General features: G+C 71.2%; 19 protein-coding genes. 13 read left to right on the top strand and 6 right to left on the bottom strand.

Annotated elements, in window-relative coordinates; all coding sequences use genetic code 11:
- Positions 1 to 17: 17 nt before the first annotated feature.
- Positions 18 to 767: a response regulator transcription factor gene (locus KV205_RS28030; RefSeq protein WP_265867442.1), complete on the top strand. Its 750-nt coding sequence runs from the start codon at positions 18 to 20 to the stop codon at positions 765 to 767.
- Positions 764 to 2,209 (top strand): cell wall metabolism sensor histidine kinase WalK, encoded by a 1,446-nt coding sequence (locus KV205_RS28035; RefSeq protein ID WP_265867443.1) that lies wholly within the window; start codon positions 764 to 766, stop codon positions 2,207 to 2,209. Before KV205_RS28030 ends, KV205_RS28035 begins: the two co-directional genes overlap by 4 nt.
- Here KV205_RS28035 and KV205_RS28040 read toward each other — a convergent pair.
- From KV205_RS28040 to KV205_RS28050, 3 genes are all read right to left on the bottom strand, one after another.
- Positions 2,174 to 3,034: a phosphatidylinositol-specific phospholipase C gene (locus KV205_RS28040; protein ID WP_265867444.1), complete on the bottom strand. Its 861-nt coding sequence runs from the start codon at positions 3,032 to 3,034 to the stop codon at positions 2,174 to 2,176. The two genes, KV205_RS28035 and KV205_RS28040, sit on opposite strands and share 36 nt — an antisense overlap.
- 154 nt (positions 3,035 to 3,188) lie before the next feature.
- The gene (locus KV205_RS36350; RefSeq protein WP_265867445.1) at positions 3,189 to 6,533 is read right to left on the bottom strand and encodes a FlgD immunoglobulin-like domain containing protein; all 3,345 of its coding nucleotides are present in this window, start codon (positions 6,531 to 6,533) and stop codon (positions 3,189 to 3,191) included.
- Between the two features lie 179 nt (positions 6,534 to 6,712).
- Positions 6,713 to 8,557, bottom strand: a complete 1,845-nt coding sequence (locus KV205_RS28050; RefSeq protein WP_265867447.1) for a bifunctional UDP-sugar hydrolase/5'-nucleotidase — start codon at positions 8,555 to 8,557, stop codon at positions 6,713 to 6,715.
- Between the two features lie 191 nt (positions 8,558 to 8,748).
- On the opposite strand from KV205_RS28050, the gene mshD reads away from it, so the two are divergent.
- The 7 genes from mshD (at position 8,749) to KV205_RS28085 (ending at position 16,099) form a co-directional block, all read left to right on the top strand.
- Positions 8,749 to 9,675, top strand: coding sequence for a mycothiol synthase (mshD, locus tag KV205_RS28055; RefSeq protein ID WP_265867448.1), 927 nt, complete (start codon positions 8,749 to 8,751; stop codon positions 9,673 to 9,675).
- Positions 9,676 to 9,745: 70 nt separating this feature from the next.
- Positions 9,746 to 10,168, top strand: a complete 423-nt coding sequence (locus KV205_RS28060) for a GntR family transcriptional regulator (RefSeq protein WP_274710929.1) — start codon at positions 9,746 to 9,748, stop codon at positions 10,166 to 10,168.
- A complete protein-coding gene (locus tag KV205_RS28065) occupies positions 10,165 to 11,007 on the top strand; it encodes an ABC transporter ATP-binding protein (RefSeq protein ID WP_265867449.1) in 843 nt (280 codons plus the stop codon). The genes KV205_RS28060 and KV205_RS28065 overlap by 4 nt, the downstream gene beginning before the upstream one ends.
- Positions 11,004 to 11,987, top strand: a complete 984-nt coding sequence (locus KV205_RS28070; protein WP_265867450.1) for an ABC transporter permease — start codon at positions 11,004 to 11,006, stop codon at positions 11,985 to 11,987. Before KV205_RS28065 ends, KV205_RS28070 begins: the two co-directional genes overlap by 4 nt.
- Before the next feature lie 98 nt (positions 11,988 to 12,085).
- On the top strand, positions 12,086 to 14,569 hold the full coding sequence (locus KV205_RS28075) for an RNA degradosome polyphosphate kinase (protein WP_265867451.1): 2,484 nt from the start codon (positions 12,086 to 12,088) through the stop codon (positions 14,567 to 14,569).
- A 109-nt stretch (positions 14,570 to 14,678) separates the two neighbouring features.
- Complete coding sequence (locus KV205_RS28080; RefSeq protein WP_265867481.1) at positions 14,679 to 15,659, top strand: CHAD domain-containing protein; 981 nt, start codon at positions 14,679 to 14,681, stop codon at positions 15,657 to 15,659.
- The gene (locus KV205_RS28085) at positions 15,656 to 16,099 is read left to right on the top strand and encodes an NUDIX hydrolase (protein ID WP_265867452.1); all 444 of its coding nucleotides are present in this window, start codon (positions 15,656 to 15,658) and stop codon (positions 16,097 to 16,099) included. Before KV205_RS28080 ends, KV205_RS28085 begins: the two co-directional genes overlap by 4 nt.
- Here KV205_RS28085 and KV205_RS28090 read toward each other — a convergent pair.
- On the bottom strand, positions 16,050 to 17,705 hold the full coding sequence (locus KV205_RS28090) for a recombinase family protein (protein ID WP_265867453.1): 1,656 nt from the start codon (positions 17,703 to 17,705) through the stop codon (positions 16,050 to 16,052). The two genes, KV205_RS28085 and KV205_RS28090, sit on opposite strands and share 50 nt — an antisense overlap.
- A 275-nt stretch (positions 17,706 to 17,980) precedes the next feature.
- Here KV205_RS28090 and pstS point away from each other — a divergent pair, with 275 nt between their 5' ends.
- From pstS to pstB, 4 genes are all read left to right on the top strand, one after another.
- The gene (pstS, locus tag KV205_RS28095; protein ID WP_265867454.1) at positions 17,981 to 19,117 is read left to right on the top strand and encodes a phosphate ABC transporter substrate-binding protein PstS; all 1,137 of its coding nucleotides are present in this window, start codon (positions 17,981 to 17,983) and stop codon (positions 19,115 to 19,117) included.
- A gap of 150 nt (positions 19,118 to 19,267) precedes the next feature.
- Positions 19,268 to 20,242 (top strand): phosphate ABC transporter permease subunit PstC, encoded by a 975-nt coding sequence (pstC, locus tag KV205_RS28100; RefSeq protein WP_265867455.1) that lies wholly within the window; start codon positions 19,268 to 19,270, stop codon positions 20,240 to 20,242.
- A complete protein-coding gene (gene pstA / locus KV205_RS28105) occupies positions 20,239 to 21,309 on the top strand; it encodes a phosphate ABC transporter permease PstA (RefSeq protein ID WP_265867456.1) in 1,071 nt (356 codons plus the stop codon). Before pstC ends, pstA begins: the two co-directional genes overlap by 4 nt.
- A 26-nt stretch (positions 21,310 to 21,335) precedes the next feature.
- Positions 21,336 to 22,112 carry a phosphate ABC transporter ATP-binding protein PstB gene (gene pstB, locus KV205_RS28110; RefSeq protein ID WP_265867457.1) on the top strand — a complete coding sequence of 259 codons (777 nt, stop codon included), beginning with the start codon at positions 21,336 to 21,338 and terminating at the stop codon, positions 22,110 to 22,112.
- A gap of 224 nt (positions 22,113 to 22,336) precedes the next feature.
- Here pstB and KV205_RS28115 read toward each other — a convergent pair whose 3' ends face one another.
- Both KV205_RS28115 and KV205_RS28120 read right to left on the bottom strand, forming a co-directional pair.
- Entirely contained in the window at positions 22,337 to 23,335 is a 999-nt protein-coding gene (locus KV205_RS28115) for an inorganic phosphate transporter (RefSeq protein ID WP_265867458.1), read from the bottom strand.
- Between the two features lie 6 nt (positions 23,336 to 23,341).
- The gene (locus tag KV205_RS28120) at positions 23,342 to 23,962 is read right to left on the bottom strand and encodes a DUF47 domain-containing protein (protein ID WP_265867459.1); all 621 of its coding nucleotides are present in this window, start codon (positions 23,960 to 23,962) and stop codon (positions 23,342 to 23,344) included.
- Positions 23,963 to 23,978 lie beyond the last annotated feature (16 nt).

Consider the following 23,978-nt stretch of genomic DNA (forward strand, 5'->3'; position numbering starts at 1 on the left):
CGTGCGACGCTGACCCCATGACCGGCCCACAGAACGATGCACGGAACGATGTCGAACGCATCCTCGTCGTCGACGACGAGCCCGCCGTCCGCGAGGCCCTGCGGCGCTCCCTCGCCTTCGAGGGGTACGGGACCGAGGACGCCGTCGACGGGCTCGACGCGCTCGCCAAACTGGAGTCGTACGACCCCGACCTCGTCGTCCTCGACGTCCAGATGCCCCGCATGGACGGGCTCACCGCCGCCCGCCGGATCCGCGCGTCCGGCTCGACCGTGCCGATCCTGATGCTCACCGCCCGCGACACCGTCGGCGACCGGGTCACCGGCCTCGACGCGGGCGCCGACGACTATCTGGTGAAGCCCTTCGAGCTGGACGAGCTGTTCGCGCGGATCCGCGCCCTGCTGCGGCGCAGCTCGTACGCGGCGCAGCAGGCGGCGGCGACCGCGGGCGCCGTGGCCGAGGACGTCCTCGCCTTCGAGGACCTGCGGATGGACCTGGCGACCCGCGAGGTGACCCGGGCCGGGCGGCCGGTGGAGCTGACCCGTACCGAGTTCACCCTCCTGGAGATGTTCCTGGCGCACCCGCGGCAGGTGCTCACCCGGGAGCAGATCCTCAAGACCGTGTGGGGCTTCGACTTCGAGCCGAGCTCCAACTCCCTGGACGTGTACGTGATGTATCTGCGGCGCAAGACCGAGGCGGGCGGCGAGCCGCGCCTGGTGCACACCGTGCGGGGCGTCGGCTACGTCCTGCGCGGCGGAGGCGCCGAATGACCAGCCCCGTCGCCTGGTTCCGGGCCCGGCCGCTGCGCTCCCGGCTCGCGCTGCTCACCGCGCTCGCGGTGGCGGTCGCGGTCGCCGCGGTGTCGCTGGCCTGCTGGTTCGTGACCCGGGCGCAGCTGGAGCACGAGCTGGACTCGGGGCTGCGCGGCACCAAGGTGGACAACGGCTATCTGACGATGGTGATCGCCGGCTGCCGGACCGGGCGCCAGGCGCCGCCGCTGCCGCCGTACACCGTGCAGCTGGTCTTCACCGACGGCACGGTGTGCACGTCGGGCAAGGCGCCGATCCCGGCGCAGGCCTCGGACGTGGGGGTGGCGCGCCGGCTGCTCGACGACGCCCTGCACACGACGAAGGACGGCGACGGGCGCGAGATGCGCGTCTACACCTACGCGGACCCGTCCCGGCCCGACGCGGCGGTGTCGCTGGCCCGTCCGCTGTCCGAGATCGGCAACTCGATGAACACCCTGGCCTGGGTGCTGTTGCTGGTCTCCGGGATCGGCGTGGTCGGCGCGGGCGCGGCCGGGCTGTGGGTGGCGCGCACCGGGCTCGCGCCGGTGGACCGGCTGACCGGGGCGGTCGAGCACGTGGCGGCGACCGAGGACCTGACGGTGCGGATCCCGGTGGAGGGCGAGGACGAGATCGCCCGGCTCTCGCGCTCGTTCAACGCGATGACGGCGGCGCTCGCGACCTCCCGGGACCGGCAGGCGCAGCTGATCGCGGACGCGGGGCACGAGCTGCGCACGCCGCTGACCTCGCTCCGTACCAACATCGAGCTGCTCGCGCGCAGTGAGGAGACGGGCCGCGCGCTGCCGCCGGACGACCGGCGGGCCCTGATGGCCTCGGTGAAGGCGCAGATGACGGAGCTGGCGGCGCTGATCGGCGACCTGCAGGAGCTGTCCCGGCCGGAGGCGGCGGCGCTCGGCCCCCTGGAGGTCGTACCGCTGCACACCGTGCTGCGGTCGGCGCTCGACCGGGCCCGGCTGCGCGGTCCGGAGCTGCGCTTCGAGACGGATCTGGCGCCCTGGTACGTACGGGCGGAGCCGGCGGCGCTCGAGCGCGCCCTGGTGAACGTCCTGGACAACGCGGTGAAGTTCTCGCCGCCGCGCGGCACGGTCGAGGTGCGGCTGATGCGCGGCGAGCTGACCGTGCGGGACCACGGGCCGGGCATCCCGGCGGACGAGCTGCCGCATGTCTTCGACCGCTTCTGGCGCTCGCCGTCGGCGCGCAGCCTGCCGGGTTCCGGTCTCGGCCTGTCCATCGTGGCCCGTACGGTCGGGCAGGCGGGCGGCTCGGTCGCGCTGGCCCCGGCGGCGGACGGGGGCGGCGGGACGGTGGCGACGGTGCGGCTGCCGGGGGCGCCGACACCGCCGCCGGAAGCGGTTGGTGGGACCGGTGGGTCAGTTGTGGCGGATGAGGGACTCGACGAGTCCTGAACGGGTGTTGGGGTAGTCCATCGGGACGATCCCGAGGCCCTTCCAGCCGGCGCCCTCGCCGTCGATGAGGGAGTGCACCTGCGGGTTGAGCCGGTCGGCGTTCCAGCGGGGCGGGAGGCCGGCGGCGGTGGAGACGAAGTTGACGTAGAAGGGGCCGGGCCGGCCGGCCGCCTCGCGGAACTGGTCGCGGATCTCGGGCCACTTGGCGAACGGCTCGGCCTGGTAGTCGTCCTGCACGTCGAAGTACCGCCCGTCGGCCCAGCGCAGCCCCGGCAGGCCCGCGTTGTCGGCGAGCAGCACGACCTTGCCGCGGGCCTCGCCGAGGGTGGGCACGCCGTCGCCGATGCGGAACAGCGGGCGCCAGCCGCGGTTGTCGAGGTAGTCGTCGAAGATCGCCCGGAAGGTGGCGTCGGAGTCGGTCGAGTACTCCTGCTTGACCCGCATCAGGACGGTCTCGGAGGGGTGTGCGGCGAGGAAGTTCCAGCAGGCCACGAGGACGTCGCCGAACATCATGTTCTGGTAGAAGGACCCGTGGTGGATGGCGAAGGAGCCGCCGGTGACCCGGCAGCGGATGTCCAGGAAGCGGATGCCGCTGTCCAGTTGCTGGGCGATGGTGGTGTTCTGGCACTCGGTCCACAGCCCGCCGTAGCGGGCCCCGGAGTCGTGCGTTCCGGGGATCGTGAGCTTCTGGAGCGGGGTGGGGTCGCCGTGGGCAGCCATCCAGTCCTGCGTCCCGAGGGCGGTGGCCGCCCGGGCGGAGGGGGTGCCCACGAGGAGTGCGGCACCGGCTGCGGCGGCGCCCGCGAGAAAGCGTCGTCGGTCCATGGCGGCACTATGACAGCGCTTGACGTGCCCCTGCCAGACTCGTGCGCGCCCCACTTACCGCCGGGTACGCCGGGACGCCGGGACGCCGAAGGGTGGCCCACCGTCGCGGGACGGTGGACCACCCTTCGGCTCAGGCCTCCGCGGCCTCGGCGTCTCAGTCCGTGTAGTAGCCGAAGACGTCCACGATCACATCGGTCGAACCGGCCCGGTTGTAGAAGGTGATCCGGCCGTTCACCACCGGGACGATGACCTGGTTCGCCACCGTCTGCCCCGCCCCCAGGTTCAGGTTCGAGTTCACCGGCCGATCGGTCAGGGTCGGGTGCACCGCGATGTACGTCGACGCCGTCGCGTTCGTTGCCGTCACGTTCAGCACCACGGCGGACGCGCCGGTGGCCGGGACCCCGCCGATGCCGGCGATCTCCAGGACCGCGGACTGGTCGGGGCCGAGCTTGAGCGCCATCCAGTTCTCCCGGGTGTCCATCACCCGCTGCGGCGGCAGCGGCCGGAACCGGTCGCCCGGCCCGCTCGCGGTGAAGTACCCCGACACGTCGGCCAGCAGATCGACGCTGCCCGCGTGGTTGTACAGCGTCACCTTGCCGTCCCTGACCGGTACCACGACCAGGTTCGCGACCGTCTGGCCCGCCACCACGTTCAGGTTCGAGGCGCTCGGGCGCGGCGACCCGTAGGGGTACACCGACACGAAGCTCGACGCCGTCGGGCCGGTCGCCGTCACGTTCAGCACCACCGCCGACACACCGGTCGCCGGCACCCCACCGCGGCCCGCCACCTGGACGCTCACCGTCCGCGCCGCGCCCACCTTGGCCTTCGGCGCGCCGAGGCCGCTACGGGTGTCCAGGACCCGGGCCGGCTCGACCGGCAGGAAGCGGTCGCCCTCACCGCTCAGCGTGTAGTAACCGGCCACGTCCGCGACCAGGTCGACCGCGCCGGCGTGGTTGTACAGCGTCACCTTGCCATCCTTGACCGGCACGGTCACCAGGTTCGGCACGGTCCGGCCGGCGGCCGCGTTCAGGCTGGACGAGGTCGGGCGCTGTGTCCCGTACGGGTACACCGAGACGAACGTCGACTGCGTCGGGTTCACCGCGGTGACGTTCAGGACCACCGCCGTGACGCCCGCCGAGACCACGCCCCCGCGCCCCGCGACCTGCAGCGTCACCGTGCCGCGCGGCCCGACCTTGGCCTTCGGCGCGCCGAGCCCGCTGCGGGTGTCCAGGACCCGGGCCGGCTCGACCGGCTCGTACGTCCCGAGGCCGCCGCGCGTCAGGAACACCTCGCCGACGCGGCGCGGTTCGGGCCCGGAGCCGTCGGCGGGAGCCGCGGTCAGCGTCCACTCGTACCGCCCGTCGGCGAGCGCCGCCCCGTCCTCGCCCTTGCCGTCCCAGCCGGCCTTCACCAGCCCCCGGGCCTCGCCCCCGGTCAGCGTCCGGACGACGGCACCGGTCCGGTCCTTCATCGTCAGCGTCCAGGACGCGGCGGGCTTGTTCAGCCAGAAGCGGCCGGTCCAGGAGGCGCCGGCGGCCGACTCCAGGTCGAGGACCTGCGGGGTGTCGGCGTCGATGACGGACACGGCGGAGGCGGGGACGCCGGAGGGGACGACGTGGATCCGCTGCTGCGCGTCCGCGTAGTAGAGGTGGCCGCCGAAACGGTCCACGGTCCAGCTGTGGTTGTCCTGCGGGAGGGTGGCGACCAGGCGGGTCGGCCCGGCCTCGCGCAGCGGGGTGAGGGAGAGCTCGTGCCCCTTCGTGTGGACGATGAAACCGTTGCCGAGCTGCGCCGTGTCGTGCGCGGGCAGGGGGATGTCGAGGGCGGGGCCGTACTGCTGGACGCCGTCCTTCCCGTTGGCGCACCGCCAGTACAGGTAGCCGCCGTTCACCTGGAGATCGGTCAGGTCGCAGTCGGACACCGTCCGCGACCACTTCCAGGCGCCGGTGCGCACGTCGAACGCCTCGACCTCACCGGTCCGGCTGCTCTCCTCCCAATAGGTGTCGCCCTCCATCGCGACGGCCCGGTCGGAGAGGACGCCGCCCGGTCGGCGCAGGAGGACCTGCTGGGTGTCCAGGTCGGCCACCTGCCGCTCGCCGCCGGCCTCCGGAGCGGTGACGTAGGTGACGTAGCGGCCCGACACCTGCCAGACCCCGCTGGGCCGGGGAAGTCCGGTGAGGGCCGTGCCGGGCAGCTGCTGACCGGCCTCGACCACACGCAGGGACCCGTCCGAGCCGCTGAACACCGTGCGGCCGTCGCCCGTCTGGGCCCCCTCGCAGTCGACCTGGGCCCCGCAGACGCCGTCACCGGTGAGCTCCCGCTTCGGCCCGGCGGCGAGTTCCCCGCCGGTCGTGACCATGCGTTCCCGCACCCGGGGAGTCGTGTAGGGCAGCTGCTCGTACGAGAGCAAAACGCCCTGGGCCGCGCTCATCCGCCCGATCCGCGCCGGCGCCGGCGGGATGTCGGCGATCTTGCCCGCGACGGGCGCGCCGCCGTTCTCCCCGGCCCGTACCGCATACGCCATGCGCTCGTCGCCGCTGCCGGAGCGCGCCGCGACGACCCGCCCGTCGGGGCCGGCCACCGTGTCACCGGTGATCCGGTCGAGGACCTCCTGCTCGGCGCCGCCGGCCAGCGGACGGGCGACCAGACGGTCACCGCCCTCGCCGGGGACCCGGGCCAGGATCCGGTCGCCGAGGAGGGCGACCGGCTTGCCGCCGGCCCAGTCGGCCTCGTGGAGCGGGGCGGAGAGGTCACCGGTCAGATCCCAGACCTGGACGCGCCCGGCCTCGGTGAACCGGAAGTAGTACCGGTCCGCGACGACGTCGCCTGTGGTCCCCTTCGGGGGCATCGGATGCAGGGTGAGGGACCGGTCCAGCCACACCCGCCGCTGGATGCCGTCGAGCCGGTAGCTCAGGAAGGATCCGTACGGGCTGTGGGCCGCTTCGGCGGTCGCCTCGGTGGCACCTTCCGGAAGCGAGACGCTCCGGTCCTGCACGGTGCCGCTGCCCTGGTCGAGGGTCAGCAGATGCCAGATCCGGCGGTCGGCGGTCTCGAACGTCAGGAGCGACCGCCCGACCATGGCGGCGGTCTGCTGCCCGCTGGGCGCCTGGACGGTCTGCGTGGTGTTCGTCGCCGGATCGTAGAGGCGCGCGAAGGTGCTGCCCAGGATGGCGATCATGTCCGTGCCCGTGGGCCGCGGCGACAAGAACGGGAGCTTCGTCCGGGTGCCGTCGGCGTACGAGATCCAGTGGTATCCGCCGTAGGCGCCGCCCTGGACGAACCCCGTCAGCCCGACCACGGGGAACCTCCCCGCGTACGGATCCGCCGACAGCTCCGCCGGGATCACCACCTCGCCCGGCGGCTCCGCCGCCTCCGCCGCCACCGCCGTCCCCATGCCCGTCCCCACCGGTCCCGCCGGTGCCACCGACAGCAGTGCCGCTCCGAAGGCGACCGCTGCCACGGCCGTCGTCACACGACGGCCCGACCACGTTCTGATCACGCTGTGAACCCCTCCCCAGTGGTCCCAAGTCGCCCGAGGCTACCAGCATTTCGAACGCGTTCACGCGGAGATACGGCCGCGGAGACACGCACCCGGAGATACGCCGAAGGGCGGCGCCCGCCACGCGGACACCGCCCCTCTGACTGCTGCGATGACTACTGCGATGACTACTGCAGTGACTACTTCACGATCGTGATCCGGCCGAGCGCCGGCGGCGCCAGCGGGGCGCTCGCCGAGGAGTGGGCGGTCATGTAGGCGACGAGCACGTCCAGGTCGGAGGCGCCGACCAGCTTGTTCTTGTGCTCCTTCAGCACGGGGAAGCCGTCGCTGCCGGCCGCCAGGAACTCGTTCATCGCGACCCGGTAGGTCTTCGCCGGGTCGATCGCCTCGCCGTTCAGCTTCACCGAGTCGACCACGATCCGGTCCGCGCCGGTCTTGGTCGTGTCCAGGGTGTACGTGAAGCCCTTCGACACCTGCAGGTACTTCGGGGCGGCCAGGTTCGCGCCGCTGACCTGCTGCTGCAGCGTGGTGATCAGCTGGGCGCCGGTCAGGTCGACCGTCGTCATCATGTTGGTGAACGGCTGGACGGCGTACGCCTCGGCGTAGGTCACCACGCCGTCGCCCTCACCACCGGACTGCGCGTAGGTCAGCGGCATGCGGATGCCACCCGGGTTCATCAGCGCGAGCTGCGCGCCGCCCTTGTCCGCCGGGGCCATGGCCTCCAGCTGCGCGTCGGCGATCAGGTTGCCGGCCGGCCTCTCGACGTCGGCGAACGGCTTCTTGGGGTCCGGGAGCGGGTTCTCGATGTCGGCCGAGATGTGACCCACCGGACGGTTCGCGACCGGCGCGGACAGCGTCTTGTAGCGGCTGATCAGGTCGGTCATGTCCTTCGCCGGGGTCACGTCACGGGTGACGACGTGGTTCGCGGAGGCGACGGCGGTGCGGACGATGTCCTTCGTACGGCGGTCGTAGGTCAGCGTCGTGTCGGTGTACAGCCGGCCGAAGGAGGCCGCCGAGGTGACGGTGCGCGGCTTGCCGGACGGGTCCGGGATGGTGCACGCGTACGACTGGTGGGTGTGGCCGGTGACCAGGGCGTCGACCTGCGGGGTGACGTTCTTGGCGATCTCCACGATCGGGCCGGAGATGCCGGCGCCCGCGCCCGGGGTGTCGCAGTCGTAGTTGTACGCGCCGGAGGCCGGCATGCCGCCCTCGTGGAGCAGCGCGACGATCGACTTCACGCCCTTGCGCTCCAGCACCTTGGCGTACTTGTTGATCGTCTCGACCTCGTCGCCGAACTTCAGGCCCTTGATGCCGTCGGCGTTCACGATGTCCGCCGTGCCCTCCAGGGTCACGCCGATGAAGCCGATCTTGATGCCGTCGCGCTCCCAGATGTAGTACGGGTCCAGCATCGGACGGCCGGTCTTCTCGTCCGTCACGTTCGCCGCGAGGTACGGGAAGTGCGCGCCGGAGAAGGTCCTGCCCTCCTCGTAGCAGCCCTCGACCGGGTGACAGCCGCCGTTCTGCAGACGGGCGAGCTCGCGCCCGCCCTCGTCGAACTCGTGGTTGCCGACGGAGGTGACGTCGAGCTTCAGCTTGTTCAGCGCCTCGACGGTCGGCTCGTCGTGGAAGAGGCCGGAGACCAGCGGCGAGGCGCCGACCATGTCGCCCGCGGCCGCGGTGATGGAGTAACGGTTCCCCTGACGGGCCTGGCGCAGGTGCGTGGCGAGGTACTCGACGCCGCCGACGCCCTCGATGGTCTTGGTGGTGCCGTCCTCGTTCAGCTGCGTGAGGCGCCCCGAGGAGCCGGTCGGCGGCTCCAGGTTGCCGTGGAGGTCGTTGAAGGAGAGGAGCTGGACGTCGACCATCCGCCCCCAGCCCTTGCCGTTGCCGTACCCGGCGTCCGCGGCGCGGTCCTGCGAGGCGCCGGCCGGCATCGCCGCCACGAGCGCGCCGACGGTGGCGAGTCCCGCCCCGAGGGCGAGGATCCGCCGCCCCGCCTTGTTCTTCTTCCGTGTCGCTGCCATTTCTCCCCAGTTCCCTGAACGACTCCGGTGTTGCCCGCGCAGCCTAGGGTCAACGCGCGTAGCGCAACAGGGGGGTGCGGGTTACGAGCTGGTTGACTTTGCTCACGTCTCGCCGCCCCCGGCCCTCCCTACCTGACAGTCTCCGGGTGATCTCCCACAGGCCGCCGCGCCCCCGCCGTACGCTCGGAGGCATGACTTCCGACGCGGCGCCGGCCCTCGAACCCGGACGGCAGATCAAGAGTTACGAAGAGCTGAGCCCCGAGCAGATCAGTGATGTCCTCGACCTCCTCGAGGCCGCCGACCGCGCCGACGGCGTGCACGCCGTGTCGGAGCAGGGGCGGCTGTATCTGCGGCACGGGCGACGGGAGGGGGTGCGGCACTTCCTCCTGACGGTCGGCCCGCATCTGTACGGCTACGCCCAGCTGGAGGAGACCGATCCGGTGGAGGCGCCGGCCGCGGAGTTGGTGGTGCACCCGGCGCACCGGGGCCGCGGGCACGGCCGGGCGCTCGGCACCGCGCTGCTCGACGCGTCCGGGAAGCGGCTGCGGGTCTGGGCGCACGGCGGCAAGTCGGCGGCCCGGCACCTCGCGCAGGTGCTCGGCCTGACCCTGTTCCGCGAACTGCGCCAGCTGCGCCGGGCGCTGGTGCCGCTGGACATTCCGGAGCCGGTGCTGCCCGAGGGCGTGACGGTGCGCACCTTCGTACCGGGTCAGGACGACGCGGCGTGGCTCGCGGTGAACGCGGCGGCCTTCGCCCACCACCCCGAGCAGGGGTCGCTGACCCAGCGGGACCTGGACGACCGGATCGCGGAGCCGTGGTTCGACCCGAAGGGCTTCTTCCTGGCGGAGCGCGAGGGGAGGCTGGTCGGCTTCCACTGGACGAAGGTGCACGCCGAGGAGCAGCTGGGCGAGGTGTACGTGGTGGGCGTGCTGCCCGGCGCGCAGGGCGGCGGCCTGGGCAAGGCGCTGACGGCGATCGGCCTGCGGCATCTGGCGGCGGAGACGCTGCCGACGGCGATGCTGTACGTGGACGCCGACAACACGGCGGCGGTGCGGGTGTACGAGGGCCTGGGCTTCCGGACCCACGAGGTGGACCTGATGTACCGCACGGAGTCCTGAGACCCCGTCAGTACGGCGGAGCGAGGGGGCGGTTGACACCGCCCCCTTCTTTGCACCACCCTTTCACTACTTGATTAGTGAAAGGGTGGTGCAAGCACACGTGCTCGCCTACCGGATCGACCGCCGCAGCGGGGTCGCCACCTATCTCCAGATCGTCCAGCAGACCAAACAGGCCCTCCGCATGGGCCTGTTGGAGCCCGGCGACCGGCTGCCGACCGCCCGCGAGGTCGTCGAGGCCACCGCCGTGAACCCGAACACGGTCCTCAAGGCCTACCGGGAGCTGGAACGCGAAGGCCTGGTCGAGGCCCGCCGCGGCCTCGGCACCTTCGTCCGCGCCACCCTCGGCACCCTCGCCACCGGCCCCGCCGACTCGCCGCTGCGCGGCGAACTCGCCGACTGGGCCCGGCGGGCGCGCGAGGCGGGCCTGGAGCGGGACGACGTGGCCGCGCTCTTCACATCCGTACTGAACGAATTCTTCGAGGGGGACATGTGAGTGAGGACATCGCGCTGAGGGCGGAGGGCATCGGCGTACGGTACGGAGGACGGGCCCGGCCCTGGGCGCTGCGCGACTGCGACCTCGCCCTCCCCGCCGGCCGCGTCTGCGCCCTGGTCGGCCCCAACGGCGCCGGCAAGTCCACCCTCCTCGCCCTCGCGGCGGGCCTGCTCCGCCCCACCGAGGGCACGATCACGGCCCCGCCCCGCGCGAAGCTGGCGTACGTGGCGCAGGACAAACCGCTGCACCCCCGGCTGTCCGTCGCGGACACCCTGCGGATGGGCCGCGAGCTGAACCCGGGCCGCTGGGACGAGACCACCGCCCGCCGGGTCGTCGACGGCGGCGGCTTCTCCTCCGACACACTCGTACGCCGCCTCTCCGGCGGTCAGCGCACCCGGGTCGCCCTCGCCCTCGCCCTCGGCAAGCGCCCCGAACTCCTCCTGCTCGACGAACCGATGGCGGACCTGGACCCGCTGGCCCGGCACCAGCTGATGGGCCTGCTCCTGGCCGACGCCGCCGAACACGGCACCACCGTCGTCATGTCCTCGCACATCCTCACCGAGCTGGAGGGCGCCTGCGACCACCTCCTGCTGCTCCAGGGCGGGCGGATCCGCCTCGACGGGGCCGTCGACGAACTCCTCGCCGCCCACACCCTGCTCACCGGCCCCGTGGCCGACCTCGCCCCGCACACGGTCGTCGAGTCCCGCACCACGGGCCGCCAGCTCACCGCGCTGATCCGCCACGAGGGCCCCGTCGAGGGCCCCTGGGAAACCAGCGAACCCTCCCTGGAGGACGTCCTCCTCGCCCACCTCCGCACCACCGAAGGAGCCGCCGCGTGAGCGCTCTCGCCCTCAAGGGCCCGTACTGGGTGACGGTCCGCCAGTACCGCCGGACGCTGTGGCTGGCGGTCGCGACGGTCGGCGTCTCCCTCGGCGTGATCGGCGGACTGCGGATCTGGGACGCCCAGACCCCGGACCGGTACTACGAGGACGGCGGGCACTACGCCCCCGACGACAACACCGCCTTCGAGCTGCTGCGCGTGGGCATCGAGTACGCGGGCGTGTACCTGCTCCTCCTGCCGCTGCTCGCCGGCGCCTTCGTCGCGGGCCCGCTCGTCGCCCGGGAATTCGAGTCGGGTACGTACCGGCTCTCCCTCACCCAGTCGGTGAGCCCGGCGGCCTGGCTCCGCGCCAAGCTCCTCACCACGACCGCCGTCGCTCTCCTGGCCACGCTCGCCCTCATGGGCGTCCACCGGATCGGCTGGGTCCGGGTCGGCGGCGTGTGGAACCTCAACTGGGCCGACCGCGGCCCGTACGAGGCGAACGGCATCGTGCTCTTCGCGTACGTCCTCGCGGCCATCGCCGTCGGCGCCCTCGTCGGCCTGGTGATCCGCCGCACCCTCGTCGCCATGTCGGTGACCGGCCTGGTCATGGGCGTGGTCCTGCTGGTCCTGGGCGCCTTGCGCTGGTCCTTCCTGCCGGTGAAGACGGTCACCGGCCCGGCGGGCCCGACGCTGTGGACCCCGGAGAACGGCCTGATGATGGACGGGGGGCTGCTCACGTCCTCCGGCGCCCGCTTCGACCAGTCGGTCTGCTGGGACGAGGTCGAACGGATCCCCGGCCTGGACAGCATGGAGGACGGGGGAATGAAGCTGTTCGAGCGCTGTCTCGCCCAGCGCGACGTCACCGGCCAGTACGTCGACTACCACCCGCACTCCCACTTCTGGCCCACCCAGCTGATCGAGGCCGGCATCCTCCTCGCCCTCGCCGCCCTCGCGGCCTTCGCCGCCTTCCGGGTCCTGCGCGCCCGGCTTCCGTAGGAACGCCCCCGGCGGGGCCCCGCCCCGGCCCCGCCCCCGATTCCCTCACGTCACGTCCCCGTTACCAACCATTCAGACGCGCTTGCGACGCTCACGCAATGAAGCGCTCCGTGCCCGCCCACCCGAGGGGCAGACTTCCCAAAGGAAGACTCCCTTCCCCCACGGCCCGCTCCGACGCGCCCGACCAGCCCTTCGCGCGGAAGAATGGGGCCATGAGCCAGCAGCCCGCCGAGGTCCCGGTCCAGTCGTCCACCCCGTCGTCCGCCAAGACGTCCACGAAGACGACCGCGAAGACGCCTGCCAAGTCGCCCGTGAAGACGCCCGCGAAGGCGTCCGGCACGACGCCCGTCACGGCGCCCGTCACGACGCCCGACAAGGCCGCGAAGCCCGAGACGCAGCCCTCCCTCGGCTCCATAGCCGCACACCGGCCGCACGCCGTCAACGGCGCCGCCCTGAGCGACCTCGCGCCCGACCTGGACGCCGACCTCGACGCGTACGAGGAGGACGGCTCCGGCGGCGAACTGCCTCAGGGCCGGTTCCTGGACCGGGAGCGCAGCTGGCTCGCCTTCAACGAGCGGGTCCTGGAGCTCGCCGAGGACCCGAACACCCCGCTCCTGGAGCGGGCCAACTTCCTCGCGATCTTCGCGTCGAACCTCGACGAGTTCTTCATGGTCCGGGTCGCCGGCCTCAAGCGCCGCATCGCCACCGGCGTCGCCACCCGCTCCGCCTCCGGCCTGCAGCCCCGCGAGGTGCTCGACCTCATCTGGACCCGCTCGCGCGAACTCATGGCCCGGCACGCCGCCTGCTACCAGCAGGACGTCGCCCCCGCCCTCGCCGACGAGGGCATCCACCTGATCCGCTGGCCCGAGCTCACCGAGAAGGAGCAGGCGCGCCTCTTCACCCTGTTCCGCCAGCAGATCTTCCCGGTCCTCACCCCGCTGGCCGTGGACCCGGCGCACCCCTTCCCGTACATCTCCGGGCTCTCCCTCAACCTCGCCGTCGTCGTGCGCAACCCGGTCAGCGGGCACCGCCACTTCGCCCGCGTCAAGGTGCCGCCGCTGCTCTCCCGCTTCCTGGAGGCCTCTCCCGAGCGCTACGTCCCCCTGGAGGACGTCATCGCCGCGCACCTGGAGGAGCTGTTCCCGGGCATGGAGGTGCTGGCCCACCACATGTTCCGGGTGACCAGGAACGAGGACCTGGAGGTCGAGGAGGACGACGCCGAGAACCTGCTCCAGGCCCTGGAGAAGGAGCTCATGCGGCGCCGCTTCGGCCCGCCGGTGCGCCTGGAGGTCGAGGAGTCCATCGACCCGTACGTGCTCGACCTGCTCGTCCGCGAGCTGAAGATCTCCGACGCCGAGGTCTACCCGCTGCCCGGCCCGCTCGACCTCACCGGCCTCTTCGGCATCGCGTCCCTGGACCGGCCCGAGCTGAAGTACCCGAAGTTCGTCGCCGGCACCCACCGCGACCTCGCCGAGGTCGAGTCGGCGTCCGCGCCCGACATCTTCGCCGCGGTGCGCGAGCGCGACGTGCTGCTCCACCACCCGTACGACTCCTTCTCCACCTCCGTCCAGGCCTTCCTGGAGCAGGCGGCGGCCGACCCGGACGTCCTCGCGATCAAGCAGACGCTGTACCGGACCTCCGGCGACTCGCCGATAGTCGACGCCCTCATCGACGCCGCCGAGTCCGGCAAGCAGGTCCTCGTCCTGGTCGAGATCAAGGCCCGCTTCGACGAGCAGGCCAACATCAAGTGGGCCCGCAAGCTGGAGGAGTCCGGCTGCCACGTGGTCTACGGCCTGGTCGGCCTGAAGACCCACTGCAAGCTCTCCCTGGTGGTACGCCAGGAGGGCGAGACGCTGCGCCGCTACAGCCACGTCGGCACCGGCAACTACCACCCCAAGACCGCCCGCCTCTACGAGGACCTCGGGCTGCTCACCGCCGACCCGCAGGTCGGCGCCGACCTCTCCGACCTCTTCAACCGGCTCTCCGGCTACTCCCGCCGCGAGACCTACCGGCGCCTGCTCACCGCGCCCAAGTCGCTCCGCGACGGCCTGGTCTCGCGGATCAACAAGGAGGTCGCCCACCACCGGGCCGGCCGGCCCGCGTACGTGAAGATCAAGGTCAACTCGATGGTCGACGAGGCCGTCATCGACGCCTGCTACCGCGCCTCCCAGGCCGGAGTGCCGGTGGACGTCTGGGTCCGCGGCATCTGCGCCGTGCGCCCCGGCGTCGAGGGCCTGTCCGAGAACATCCGGGTCCGCTCGATCCTCGGCCGCTTCCTGGAGCACTCCCGGGTCTTCGCCTTCGGCAACGGCGGCGAGCCCGAGGTGTGGATCGGCAGCGCCGACATGATGCACCGCAACCTGGACCGCCGCATCGAGGCCCTGGTCCGGGTCACCGACCCCGCCCACCGGGCCGCCCTGACCCGGCTCCTGGAGACCGGGATGTCCGACACCACCTCCTCCTGGCACCTGGGCCCGGACGGGAACTGGACGCGGCACGCGACCGACCCCGAGGGCCAGCCGCTCCGGCACGTCCAGGAGATGCTCATCGACGCGCGGAGGCGCCGGCGTGCACAACCCTGACATCACCTCGGCGGCGATCGCGCCGGACACCGGCGCGTCCGGTTCCGGGTCCGGGTCCGGGTCCCGGTCCGGGTCCGCGGCCCCGTCCGCGACCTCGCCCGAGGTCTACATGCCCGAGGCCGCCGCGGGCGAGCTCTCCGCGAGCGAGGTGCTCGGCCCCTATCTGCACGGGCGGGCCGCGGACTTCCTCCGCGGCCTGCGGCTGCACACCGAGAGCGGCGCCGACTCGGCCGGCTCCGAGGAGGCCGCCCGCACCCTGCGGGCGGCCGCCCGCCGGATCAGCGGCACTCTCCACACCTTCCGGCCGCTGCTCGACCCCGGCTGGGCCGACCAGCTCCGCGCCGAGCTGGCCTGGCTCTCCGGCACCCTCGCCCTGGAGCACGCCAGCACCGCCCGGCTCGTCCGCCTGGTGGACGCGCTGTCCCGGCTGTCGAGCGACGGACCCGTGCCCGCCCCGCGCGGCGCGGACAGCGCCGCCCGCGGCCTGGCCGTCGGCGCCGCCCGGGCCGGCGCCCTGCTCGAACGGCAGCTGACCCTCGCCCGGACCCGCGCCCACTCCGCCGCCCTCCAGGCCCTCGGCTCCTCCCGCTTCCACGCCGTCGCCGACGCCGTCGCCCTGCTCGCCTCCGAGGTGCCGTTCGGCCCGGCCGGCGCCGCCCGCGCCGCAGAGGTCCTTGAGGCGCCCGCGAGCGTCGTCGAGCACCGGCTGCTCGACGCGATCGGCGCCCTGCCGCTGGCCCGCGCCGCCCACCCGTACAACGCCGAGGCCCTCGCGCTCGCCGCCGGCGAGGCCCAGGACGCCCCCTGGCACCAGACCCGCGGCCTGCTGCGGCTGCACCGCTACGCCGGCGAGGTGCTGCGCGGCACCGATCCCGACCCGGTGCTGTACGAGGCGGCCCGCGCCCTGGACCGGCACAGGGACGCCGCCGAAGCCGCCGCCGCGGCGGCCGCCGCCGCCCGCACCCCCCGGATCGCCCCGGCCACCGCGTACGCCCTCGGCGTCCTCCACGCCGACCAGCGCCACGAGGTCGAGGCCGCCCGCTTCGCCTTCCAGCGCGCCTGGACCCGCGCCACGGCGGCGGTGCCGTGACCACCCCTGCCCCCGTCCTGGCGGCGGGCTGCGTCCTGTGGCGCCGGGCCCCGGCCGGCGAGGGCATCGAGATCGCCCTCGTCTTCCGCCCGAAGTGGTCCGACTGGTCCCACCCGAAGGGCAAGCTGAAGCACGGGGAGGATGCGCTGGCGGCGGCGGTGCGGGAGGTACGGGAAGAAACCGGTATGGCCTGCGTCGTGGGCATCGAGCTCCCCACCGTGCGGTACCTGGTACAGGACCGCCCCAAGGAGGTCCGTTACTGGGCGGCCGAAGCGACCGACGGCTCGTTCGAACCGAGCCGCGAAGTCACGCAGATGCTGTGGCTCTCGCCGGAGGCCGCCCGGGCCCGTGTCACCCGGGACAGGGACAGGGAACTGCTCGACGCATTGCTCACGGCACTGAGGGCCGGGCAGGCGTCTCCCGGTGCCATGAAGGGATGAGCAGGGACGGGTCGAACGGAGCCTTGTCGCTGACACCCTCTGGCACGGGGAGGACGAGCACCGACGTGAGGACCCGCGCGATCACCTCCCGCTTCTCGCGCACCTCGAGAGGGCGCCATTTCTCTCGGCTCCAGCCGCGCAGGAGGTTCTCCTTGGCATGCAGCTCCACATGCTCCCGCCACTCGGCCTCCAGGCTCTCGATGTTCCGGTTGACACGCGCGAGCAGGTCTCGGACATCGCGACACCACGCGGCATCCCCGGTGGCCAGCGACGCCTCGATGCCTTGCCGCGTCCCTCGCAACGCGGCCAGCTTCTTGTCGCCGCGCCATGCGACGGGCTCGGCCGTGCCCCCCGAGAAGTGTTCATCGAGGTGGTCGAGGACCAGATCCTCCAAGTGCGCGTCCACGGCGCCCGCCCGCCGGCCGACGCCCTTGCAGTTGGGATCTCCGCAGCGGTAGTAGTCCCCGTACTTCGCGTTCCTTCCGGTCGCCTTGTTGCCGCAGAGCTTGGAACGGCAGACCTCGCCGAGGTCATTGAGCCTTCCGCATCGAAGGACGCCGGAGAAGAGGTACGTTCGAGCAGTCGCTGCTGTCTCGGGTCGATGCGCCCCTTCACCCTGGCTCATGCCTCGGTGCAGACGGGCGGCCCGTACCTCCTTCATGATTCCGTTCCAGGTCTCGTAGCCGACCCCGTCGTGAGCTTCGTCTGCGTGATCCCACTCCCCGATGACCGGATCACCCGTCTCGGGATCCGTCACCAGTGCGCCACTGAGAATCCGGCCACCCCACCAGGCCGGATTGGCAACAAGGGCCTTCACCCCCTGTTCGGACCACCGACCTCCCCTTGCGGTCCTGGCCCCCCGGCGGTTCAGGTCACCGGCGATCCCCCGCCATGACTTTCCCGCAGCCCGTTCCTTGATCATGACCAGCAGGTATGGCCACTCCCTCTCGTCCCTGTGCTTGTTGCCGAGCCTGTACGGCTCCGCAGACGCTCCCAGCCAGCCGAACCGGCGGGGCCCCGCGAAGACCCTGCCTTCCTCCGCACGGTCGGCGCGGCTCCTCGCCGTACGGGTGCGCACTCGGTCCACTTCCGCCGGTCCCGGAGTCGGACCGCCGACCGGAAGGTGATCAAGCATCGTGGCACCCTCGACAAAGACCCCGTCGCCGGCCATGACCAAGGCGTCCTGAAAGGCGACGCGATCGCGCCGAAGCCGGTAGACCCTCTCGCGCTCGACGCTGACGCACCCCCGGACCGGAATCCTCGTCTCCCGCTCATGACCGTGGATGATGTCCTGGCACATGCGGCGGAACGCCGGACGCAGGACCGTCTCCTTCGCCGCCGTCAGGTTGTTGTCCTCGTAGTGGAGGACAACGGCGCAGCCCAGGCCCTCTGCACTCCGGGTGTTGTTCCGATGCTGGCGGCCGACACCGATGGCATCACCCCTCAGCCTGTCCGCGGAGATCCGCGCATACGAGATCAGGGGAATGCGTCCACGCAGCCAGTCCTCCGCAGTGCCGCCGTTGTCAAGCCACACCTGAAGTTGCGGCGCCACGTAACAGCGGGAAAAGGTCCTGGACGGCCTCTCCGGGTCTCTCGTGTCGAGCATGTTGCCCCCCTTGCACCGTGGTCGGTACCAGCTCAACGAGCCGTGTCACCGAAAGGGCACTGCCCGCATCCGCCCCCGAGCGACCACACCCGGGCTTACGGCATGGTTCACCTCCCGTTCACTCTCCTCCGTCGACCGCTTCACCTGTTCTGCCTAATTTCGGTCGTACACGGTGCGGAACCCAGTGATGCACCGACCACCCCGACACGCGCCGCCGTACAACGTTCAGGACGCCACGGTCCACGGCAGGCGACTTCTGGAAGGAACAGCCGAAAGTGAAGCTTTCGCGTAAGAACGGGCTTCGCGCCTCCGCGATCGGTGCCCTCGTCGTCTCCGGCGCGCTCGTCCTCTCGGCGTGTGGTTCGGACAACAACAACGAGCCCACCAAGGACGGCGGCAAGACCTCGGCCGCCGCGTCGAACATCAAGTGCGACGGCGCCAAGGGCCAGCTGCTCGCGGCCGGTTCCAGCGCGCAGAAGAACGCCATGGACCTGTGGGTGAAGAACTTCCAGGCCGCCTGCTCCGGCGTCGAGATCAACTACCAGCCGATCGGCTCCGGCGGCGGCATCACCAAGTTCAACCAGGGCCAGGTCGCCATGGCCGGCTCCGACTCCGCCCTGAAGGACGAAGAGGTCGCCGAGTCGCAGAAGATCTGCAAGGGCGGCAAGGGCGTCAACCTCCCGATGGTCGGCGGCCCGATCGCCATCGGCTACAAGCTGGACGGCGTGGACAACCTGGTCCTGGACGCCCCCACCCTGGCCAAGATCTTCGACAACAAGATCACCAAGTGGAACGACGCGGCGATCGCCAAGCTGAACCCGGGCGCCAAGCTCCCCGACTCCACCATCCAGGCCTTCCACCGCTCCGACGAGTCGGGCACCACCCAGAACCTGGGCAAGTACCTCTCGACCGCCGCCGCGGCCGACTGGAAGTACGACCCGAAGTCGAAGTCGTGGCCCGCCCAGGGCGGCCAGGCCGCCAACGGCTCCTCCGGTGTCGCCACCGCGGTCAAGGACGCCGAGGGCTCCATCGGCTACTTCGAGCTCTCCTACGCGACCGCCAACAAGATCAGCACGGTCAGCATCAACACCGGCGCCTCCGCCCCGGTCGCCGCCACCGCCGAGAACGCCTCCAAGGCCATCGGCGCCGCGAAGATCAAGGGCACCGGCAGCGACCTGGCGCTGTCCCTCGACTACGCCACCAAGGCCGAGGGCGCCTACCCGATCACCCTCGTCACGTACGAGATCGCCTGCGACAAGGGCAACAAGGCCGAGACCCTCTCGACCCTGAAGGCGTTCCTGAACTACACCGTCAGCGAGGAGGGCCAGAAGGTCCTGCCCGCCGCCGGCTACGCGCCGCTCCCGGCCGAGATCGCGGCCAAGGTCCGCGAGATCGTCCCCACCCTGTCCTGACCCCGACCGGGGACGGCCCCTCATCTCCCGTAGGGGGGCCGTCCCCGGCATCCGGTGCACCGCCGCCAGGGGACCGGACCGTACGTACGCGCCGCAGCTAGCTCGCTCGCGCGCCGTCCGTACCGGCCCCCGCAGACCGGAGAAACTCAGATGGCTTCCACCACACCAGACATACAAAGGAGCCGGCGCGCCAAGAGCGCGACCCGCCCCGGGGACCGCGTCTTCAGCGGTCTGTCCCGCGGCTCCGGCATCACCCTCCTCGTGATCATGGCCGCGATCGCGGTCTTCCTCACCTACCGCGCCGTCCTCGCGATCTCCGACGACAGCACGAACTTCTTCACCACCTTCGAGTGGAACCCGGCCGGCGACCCGCCGGTCTTCGGCATCGCCGTCCTCGCCTTCGGCACGATCGTCTCCTCGATCATCGCGATGCTCATCGCCGTGCCGGTCGCCATCGGCATCGCGCTCTTCATCTCGCACTACGCCCCGCGCAAGCTGGCCAAGCCGCTCGCATACGTGGTCGACCTGCTCGCCGCCGTGCCCAGCATCATCTACGGCCTCTGGGGCGCGATCTTCCTGGTGCCGTACCTCGACGGCCTGAACCAGTGGCTCGACCAGTACCTCGGCTGGACGTACATCTTCGACAAGTCCAGCGACGGCGTCGCCCGCAACATGTTCACCGTCGGCATCCTGCTGGCGATCATGATCCTCCCGATCATCACCAACGTGACCCGCGAGGTCTTCCTCCAGGTCCCGCGGATGCACGAGGAGGCCGCGCTGGCCCTCGGCGCCACCCGCTGGGAGGTCATCCGCATGTCGGTGCTGCCCTTCGGCCGCTCCGGCATCATCTCCGCCTCGATGCTCGGCCTGGGCCGCGCCCTCGGCGAGACGATGGCCGTCGCCGTCGTCCTCTCCCCCAGCTTCCTGCTCTCGGGCCACCTGCTCGACCCGGGCGGCGGCACCTTCGCCCAGAACATCGCCGCGAAGTTCAACGAGGCCAACGAGTTCGGCCGCGACGCCCTGATCGCCTCCGGTCTCGTCCTCTTCGTCATCACCCTGCTGGTCAACGGCGCCGCCCGCATGATCATCGCGCGCCGCAAGGAGTACTCGGGGGCGAACGCATGAGCCACGCCGTACAGGACCGTCCGGTGGCCGTCGCCCCGCGCCGCCCGCTCGCCCACGCCCACCTCCCGCGCTGGACCCCCGCCGCGATCGCCGTCGGCTCCATCGCCGCGGGCATCGGCATCGGCCTCGGCGCCGGCTGGCACAGCAAGGTCCAGTGGGGCCTGATCGCCGCGCTGATCTTCGTCCTCGCCACCTTCGCCATCACCACCAAGGTCGAGGGCGCCCGCCAGGCCAAGGACCGGGTCGCGACCAGCCTCGTCTGGGTCTGCTTCGTCCTCGCCGTCGTCCCGCTGCTCTCCCTCGCCTGGGTCACGATCAGCAAGGGCATCGAGGTCCTCGACCCGTACTTCCTCAGCCACTCCATGAACGGCGTCCTCGACGCCGAGGCCGGCGGCGGTGTCTACCACGCCCTGCTCGGCACCATCGAGCAGGTCGGCATCGCGACCCTGATCGCCGCCCCGATCGGCCTCCTGACCGCGGTCTACCTCGTCGAGTACGGCGGCGGGAAGCTCGCCTCCGCCGTCACCTTCTTCGTCGACGTCATGACGGGCATCCCGTCGATCGTCGCGGGCCTCTTCGTCCTCGCCACCTGGAACCTGATCCTGGGCTTCGGCCCCTCCGGTTTCGCCGGCGCGATGGCCCTCGCGATCCTGATGATGCCGGTCGTCGTCCGCTCCACCGAGGAGATGCTCAAGCTCGTCCCGAACGAGCTGCGCGAGGCCTCCCTCGCCCTCGGCATCCCCAAGTGGCGCACGATCCTGAAGGTGGTCCTGCCCACCGCGATCGGCGGCATCACCACGGGCGTCATGCTCGCGGTCGCCCGCATCACCGGTGAGACGGCCCCCGTACTCCTCCTCGTGTTCGGTACGAAGCTCATCAACCCGAACCCCTTCGAAGGCGCCCAGTCCTCCCTGCCGCTCTACGTGTACGAGCAGTACGCGGTCGGCACCGACGCCGCCGTGGCCCGCGCCTGGGCCGCCGCGCTCGTCCTGATCGCCTTCGTCATGATCCTCAACCTGGTGGCCCGCGGCATCGCCCGCTGGAAGGCCCCGAAGACCGGCCGCTGACCGCGGCACTCTGGATGTGAATTGATATGGCCAAGCGAATCGACGTCAGCGGCCTCTCCGCGTACTACGGCAACCACAAGGCGATCGACGACATCTCCATGACCGTCGAGCCCCGCTCCGTGACGGCCTTCATCGGCCCCTCCGGCTGCGGCAAGTCCACCTTCCTGCGCACCCTGAACCGCATGCACGAGGTCACCCCCGGCGGTCGCGTCGAGGGCAAGGTGATGCTGGACGACGAGAACCTGTACGGCTCCGGGGTCGACCCCGTCGCCGTGCGCCGCACCGTCGGCATGGTCTTCCAGCGCCCGAACCCCTTCCCCACCATGTCGATCTTCGACAACGTGGCGGCGGGCCTGCGGCTCAACGGCTCGTACAAGAAGTCCCAGCTCAGCGACATCGTCGAGCGCTCCCTCAAGGGCGCCAACCTCTGGAACGAGGTCAAGGACCGCCTGAACAAGCCGGGCTCCGGCCTCTCCGGCGGTCAGCAGCAGCGCCTGTGCATCGCCCGCGCCATCGCGGTCGAGCCGGACGTCCTGCTGATGGACGAGCCCTGCTCGGCCCTCGACCCGATCTCGACGCTGGCGATCGAGGACCTCATCGGCGAGCTGAAGGAGCGCTTCACGATCGTCATCGTGACGCACAACATGCAGCAGGCCGCCCGCGTCTCGGATCGCACCGCCTTCTTCAACCTGGCGGCGGTCGGCCAGCCCGGCAAGCTGATCGAGCTGGACGACACCGAGCGCATCTTCTCCAACCCGAGCGTCCAGGCGACCGAGGACTACATCTCCGGCCGCTTCGGATAAACACGTCGTACGGCGCTGCATGGCGGTGCCGCCGTACGACAACGAGAGGGCCCGGCTCCCCCACAGGGGAGCCGGGCCCAACCACATTCCAGAGGTGCTACCCGAAGAAGAGCGCCACGATGTAGTAGCTCACCGCCGCGACGATCGCGGCCGCCGGCATCGTGATACTGCATCCCCCGGGGGATAACCCCCGGACCCCCAGCAAGGCCGGGTGGCGCCGCTCGTCACCCGAAAAAAAGCGCCACGATGTAGTAGCTCAGCGCTGCCACGATGGCGGCCGCCGGCATCGTGATGAACCAGCCCAGGATGATGTTCTTGGCGACGCCCCAGCGGACCGCGTTGACCCGCTTGGTCGCGCCCACACCCATGATCGCCGAGGTGATGACATGGGTCGTGGAGATCGGCGCGTGGAAGAGGAACGCCGAGCCGAACATGATCGAGGCGCCGGTGGTCTCGGCCGCGAAGCCCTGCGGCGGGTCCAGCTCGATGATCTTGCGGCCGAGGGTCCGCATGATCCGCCAGCCGCCCGCGTACGTACCGAGCGAGAGCATCACGGCACAGACGATCTTCACCCAGACCGGGATCGCGTCGCCCGCTTCCTGCACATCGGCGATGACCAGGGCCATCACCACGATGCCCATCGTCTTCTGCGCGTCCTGCAGACCGTGGCCGAGGGCCATGCCGGCCGCCGAGACGGTCTGCGCGATGCGGAAGCCGCGCTTGGCCTTGTGCGGGTTGGCCTTGCGGAAGAGCCACAGGATGACGCACATCACCAGGTAGCCGACCACGAGGCCGACCACCGGGGAGACGAACATCGGGATGACGACCTTGTCGAGCACGCCCGACCAGATCACCTCCGTGCCGCCCGCGAGCGCCGCGCCCACCATGCCGCCGAACAGCGCGTGCGAGGAGGACGAGGGCAGCCCGAAGTACCAGGTGACCAGGTTCCAGAGGATCGCACCGACCAGCGCGGCGAAGAGGATGCCCATCCCCTTGTCGCCCTGCGGGGTCTCGATCAGGCCCTCGCTGACGGTCTTGGCGACGCCGCTGCCCAGGAAGGCACCGGCGAGGTTCATGACCGCGGCCATCGCGAGCGCCGCCCGCGGGGTCAGCGCACGGGTCGACACCGAGGTGGCGATGGCGTTCGCCGAGTCGTGGAATCCGTTCGTATACGTGAAGCCGAGCGCGACACCGATGGTCACGATCAGAGCGAAGGTGTCCACGAAGCCTCAGGACTCCTTGACCGCGATGGTCTCCACCGTGTTGGCCACGTGCTCGAACGCGTCCGCCGCCTCTTCCAGCACATCCACGACCTGCTTGAGCTTGAGCACCTCGATGGCGTCGTACTTGCCGTTGAAGAGGTGGGCGAGCAGCTTGCGGTGGATCTGGTCGGCCTGGTTCTCGAGCCGGTTGACCTCGATCCAGTACTCGGTGAGGTTCGCCATGGTCCGCAGGTTCGGCATCGCCTCGGCGGTCAGCTCCGCCGCCCGGGCCAGCACCTCGATCTGCTGCTCGACGCCCTTGGGCAGTTCCTCGATGTTGTAGAGGACGACCAGGTCGACGGCCTCCTCCATGAAGTCCATGATGTCGTCGAGGGACGAGGCGAGGGAGTAGATGTCCTCGCGGTCGAACGGCGTGATGAAGGAGGAGTTCAGCTGGTGGAAGATGGCGTGGGTCGCGTCGTCGCCGGCGTGCTCCGCTGCCCGCATCCGTTCCGCGATCTCGGCCCGGGCGGAGGAGTCCGCTCCGAGCAGTTCCATCAGGAGCTTGGCGCCCGTGACGATGTTGTCCGCGGACGCGGCGAACATGTCGTAGAAGCTCGTCTCCCTGGGGGTCAGACGAAATCGCACGTGGGGTCCTCGGGGT

Origin of the sequence: Streptomyces sp. SKN60, from assembly GCF_026236535.1 — a bacterium.
In the GTDB taxonomy this organism is placed as follows: Bacteria; Actinomycetota; Actinomycetes; order Streptomycetales; family Streptomycetaceae; genus Streptomyces.

Coding starts and splice junctions, on each gene's coding strand:
- pstC (WP_265867455.1), top strand. CDS start 19,268: ATGGCTTCCACCACACCAGACATACAAAGGAGCCGGCGCGCCAAGAGC.
- KV205_RS28080 (WP_265867481.1), top strand. CDS start 14,679: ATGCCCGAGGCCGCCGCGGGCGAGCTCTCCGCGAGCGAGGTGCTCGGC.
- pstA (WP_265867456.1), top strand. CDS start 20,239: ATGAGCCACGCCGTACAGGACCGTCCGGTGGCCGTCGCCCCGCGCCGC.
- KV205_RS28040 (WP_265867444.1), bottom strand. CDS start 3,034: ATGGACCGACGACGCTTTCTCGCGGGCGCCGCCGCAGCCGGTGCCGCA.
- mshD (WP_265867448.1), top strand. CDS start 8,749: ATGACTTCCGACGCGGCGCCGGCCCTCGAACCCGGACGGCAGATCAAG.
- KV205_RS28090 (WP_265867453.1), bottom strand. CDS start 17,705: ATGCTCGACACGAGAGACCCGGAGAGGCCGTCCAGGACCTTTTCCCGC.
- KV205_RS28035 (WP_265867443.1), top strand. CDS start 764: ATGACCAGCCCCGTCGCCTGGTTCCGGGCCCGGCCGCTGCGCTCCCGG.
- KV205_RS28030 (WP_265867442.1), top strand. CDS start 18: ATGACCGGCCCACAGAACGATGCACGGAACGATGTCGAACGCATCCTC.
- pstB (WP_265867457.1), top strand. CDS start 21,336: ATGGCCAAGCGAATCGACGTCAGCGGCCTCTCCGCGTACTACGGCAAC.
- KV205_RS28050 (WP_265867447.1), bottom strand. CDS start 8,557: ATGGCAGCGACACGGAAGAAGAACAAGGCGGGGCGGCGGATCCTCGCC.
- KV205_RS28075 (WP_265867451.1), top strand. CDS start 12,086: ATGAAGCGCTCCGTGCCCGCCCACCCGAGGGGCAGACTTCCCAAAGGA.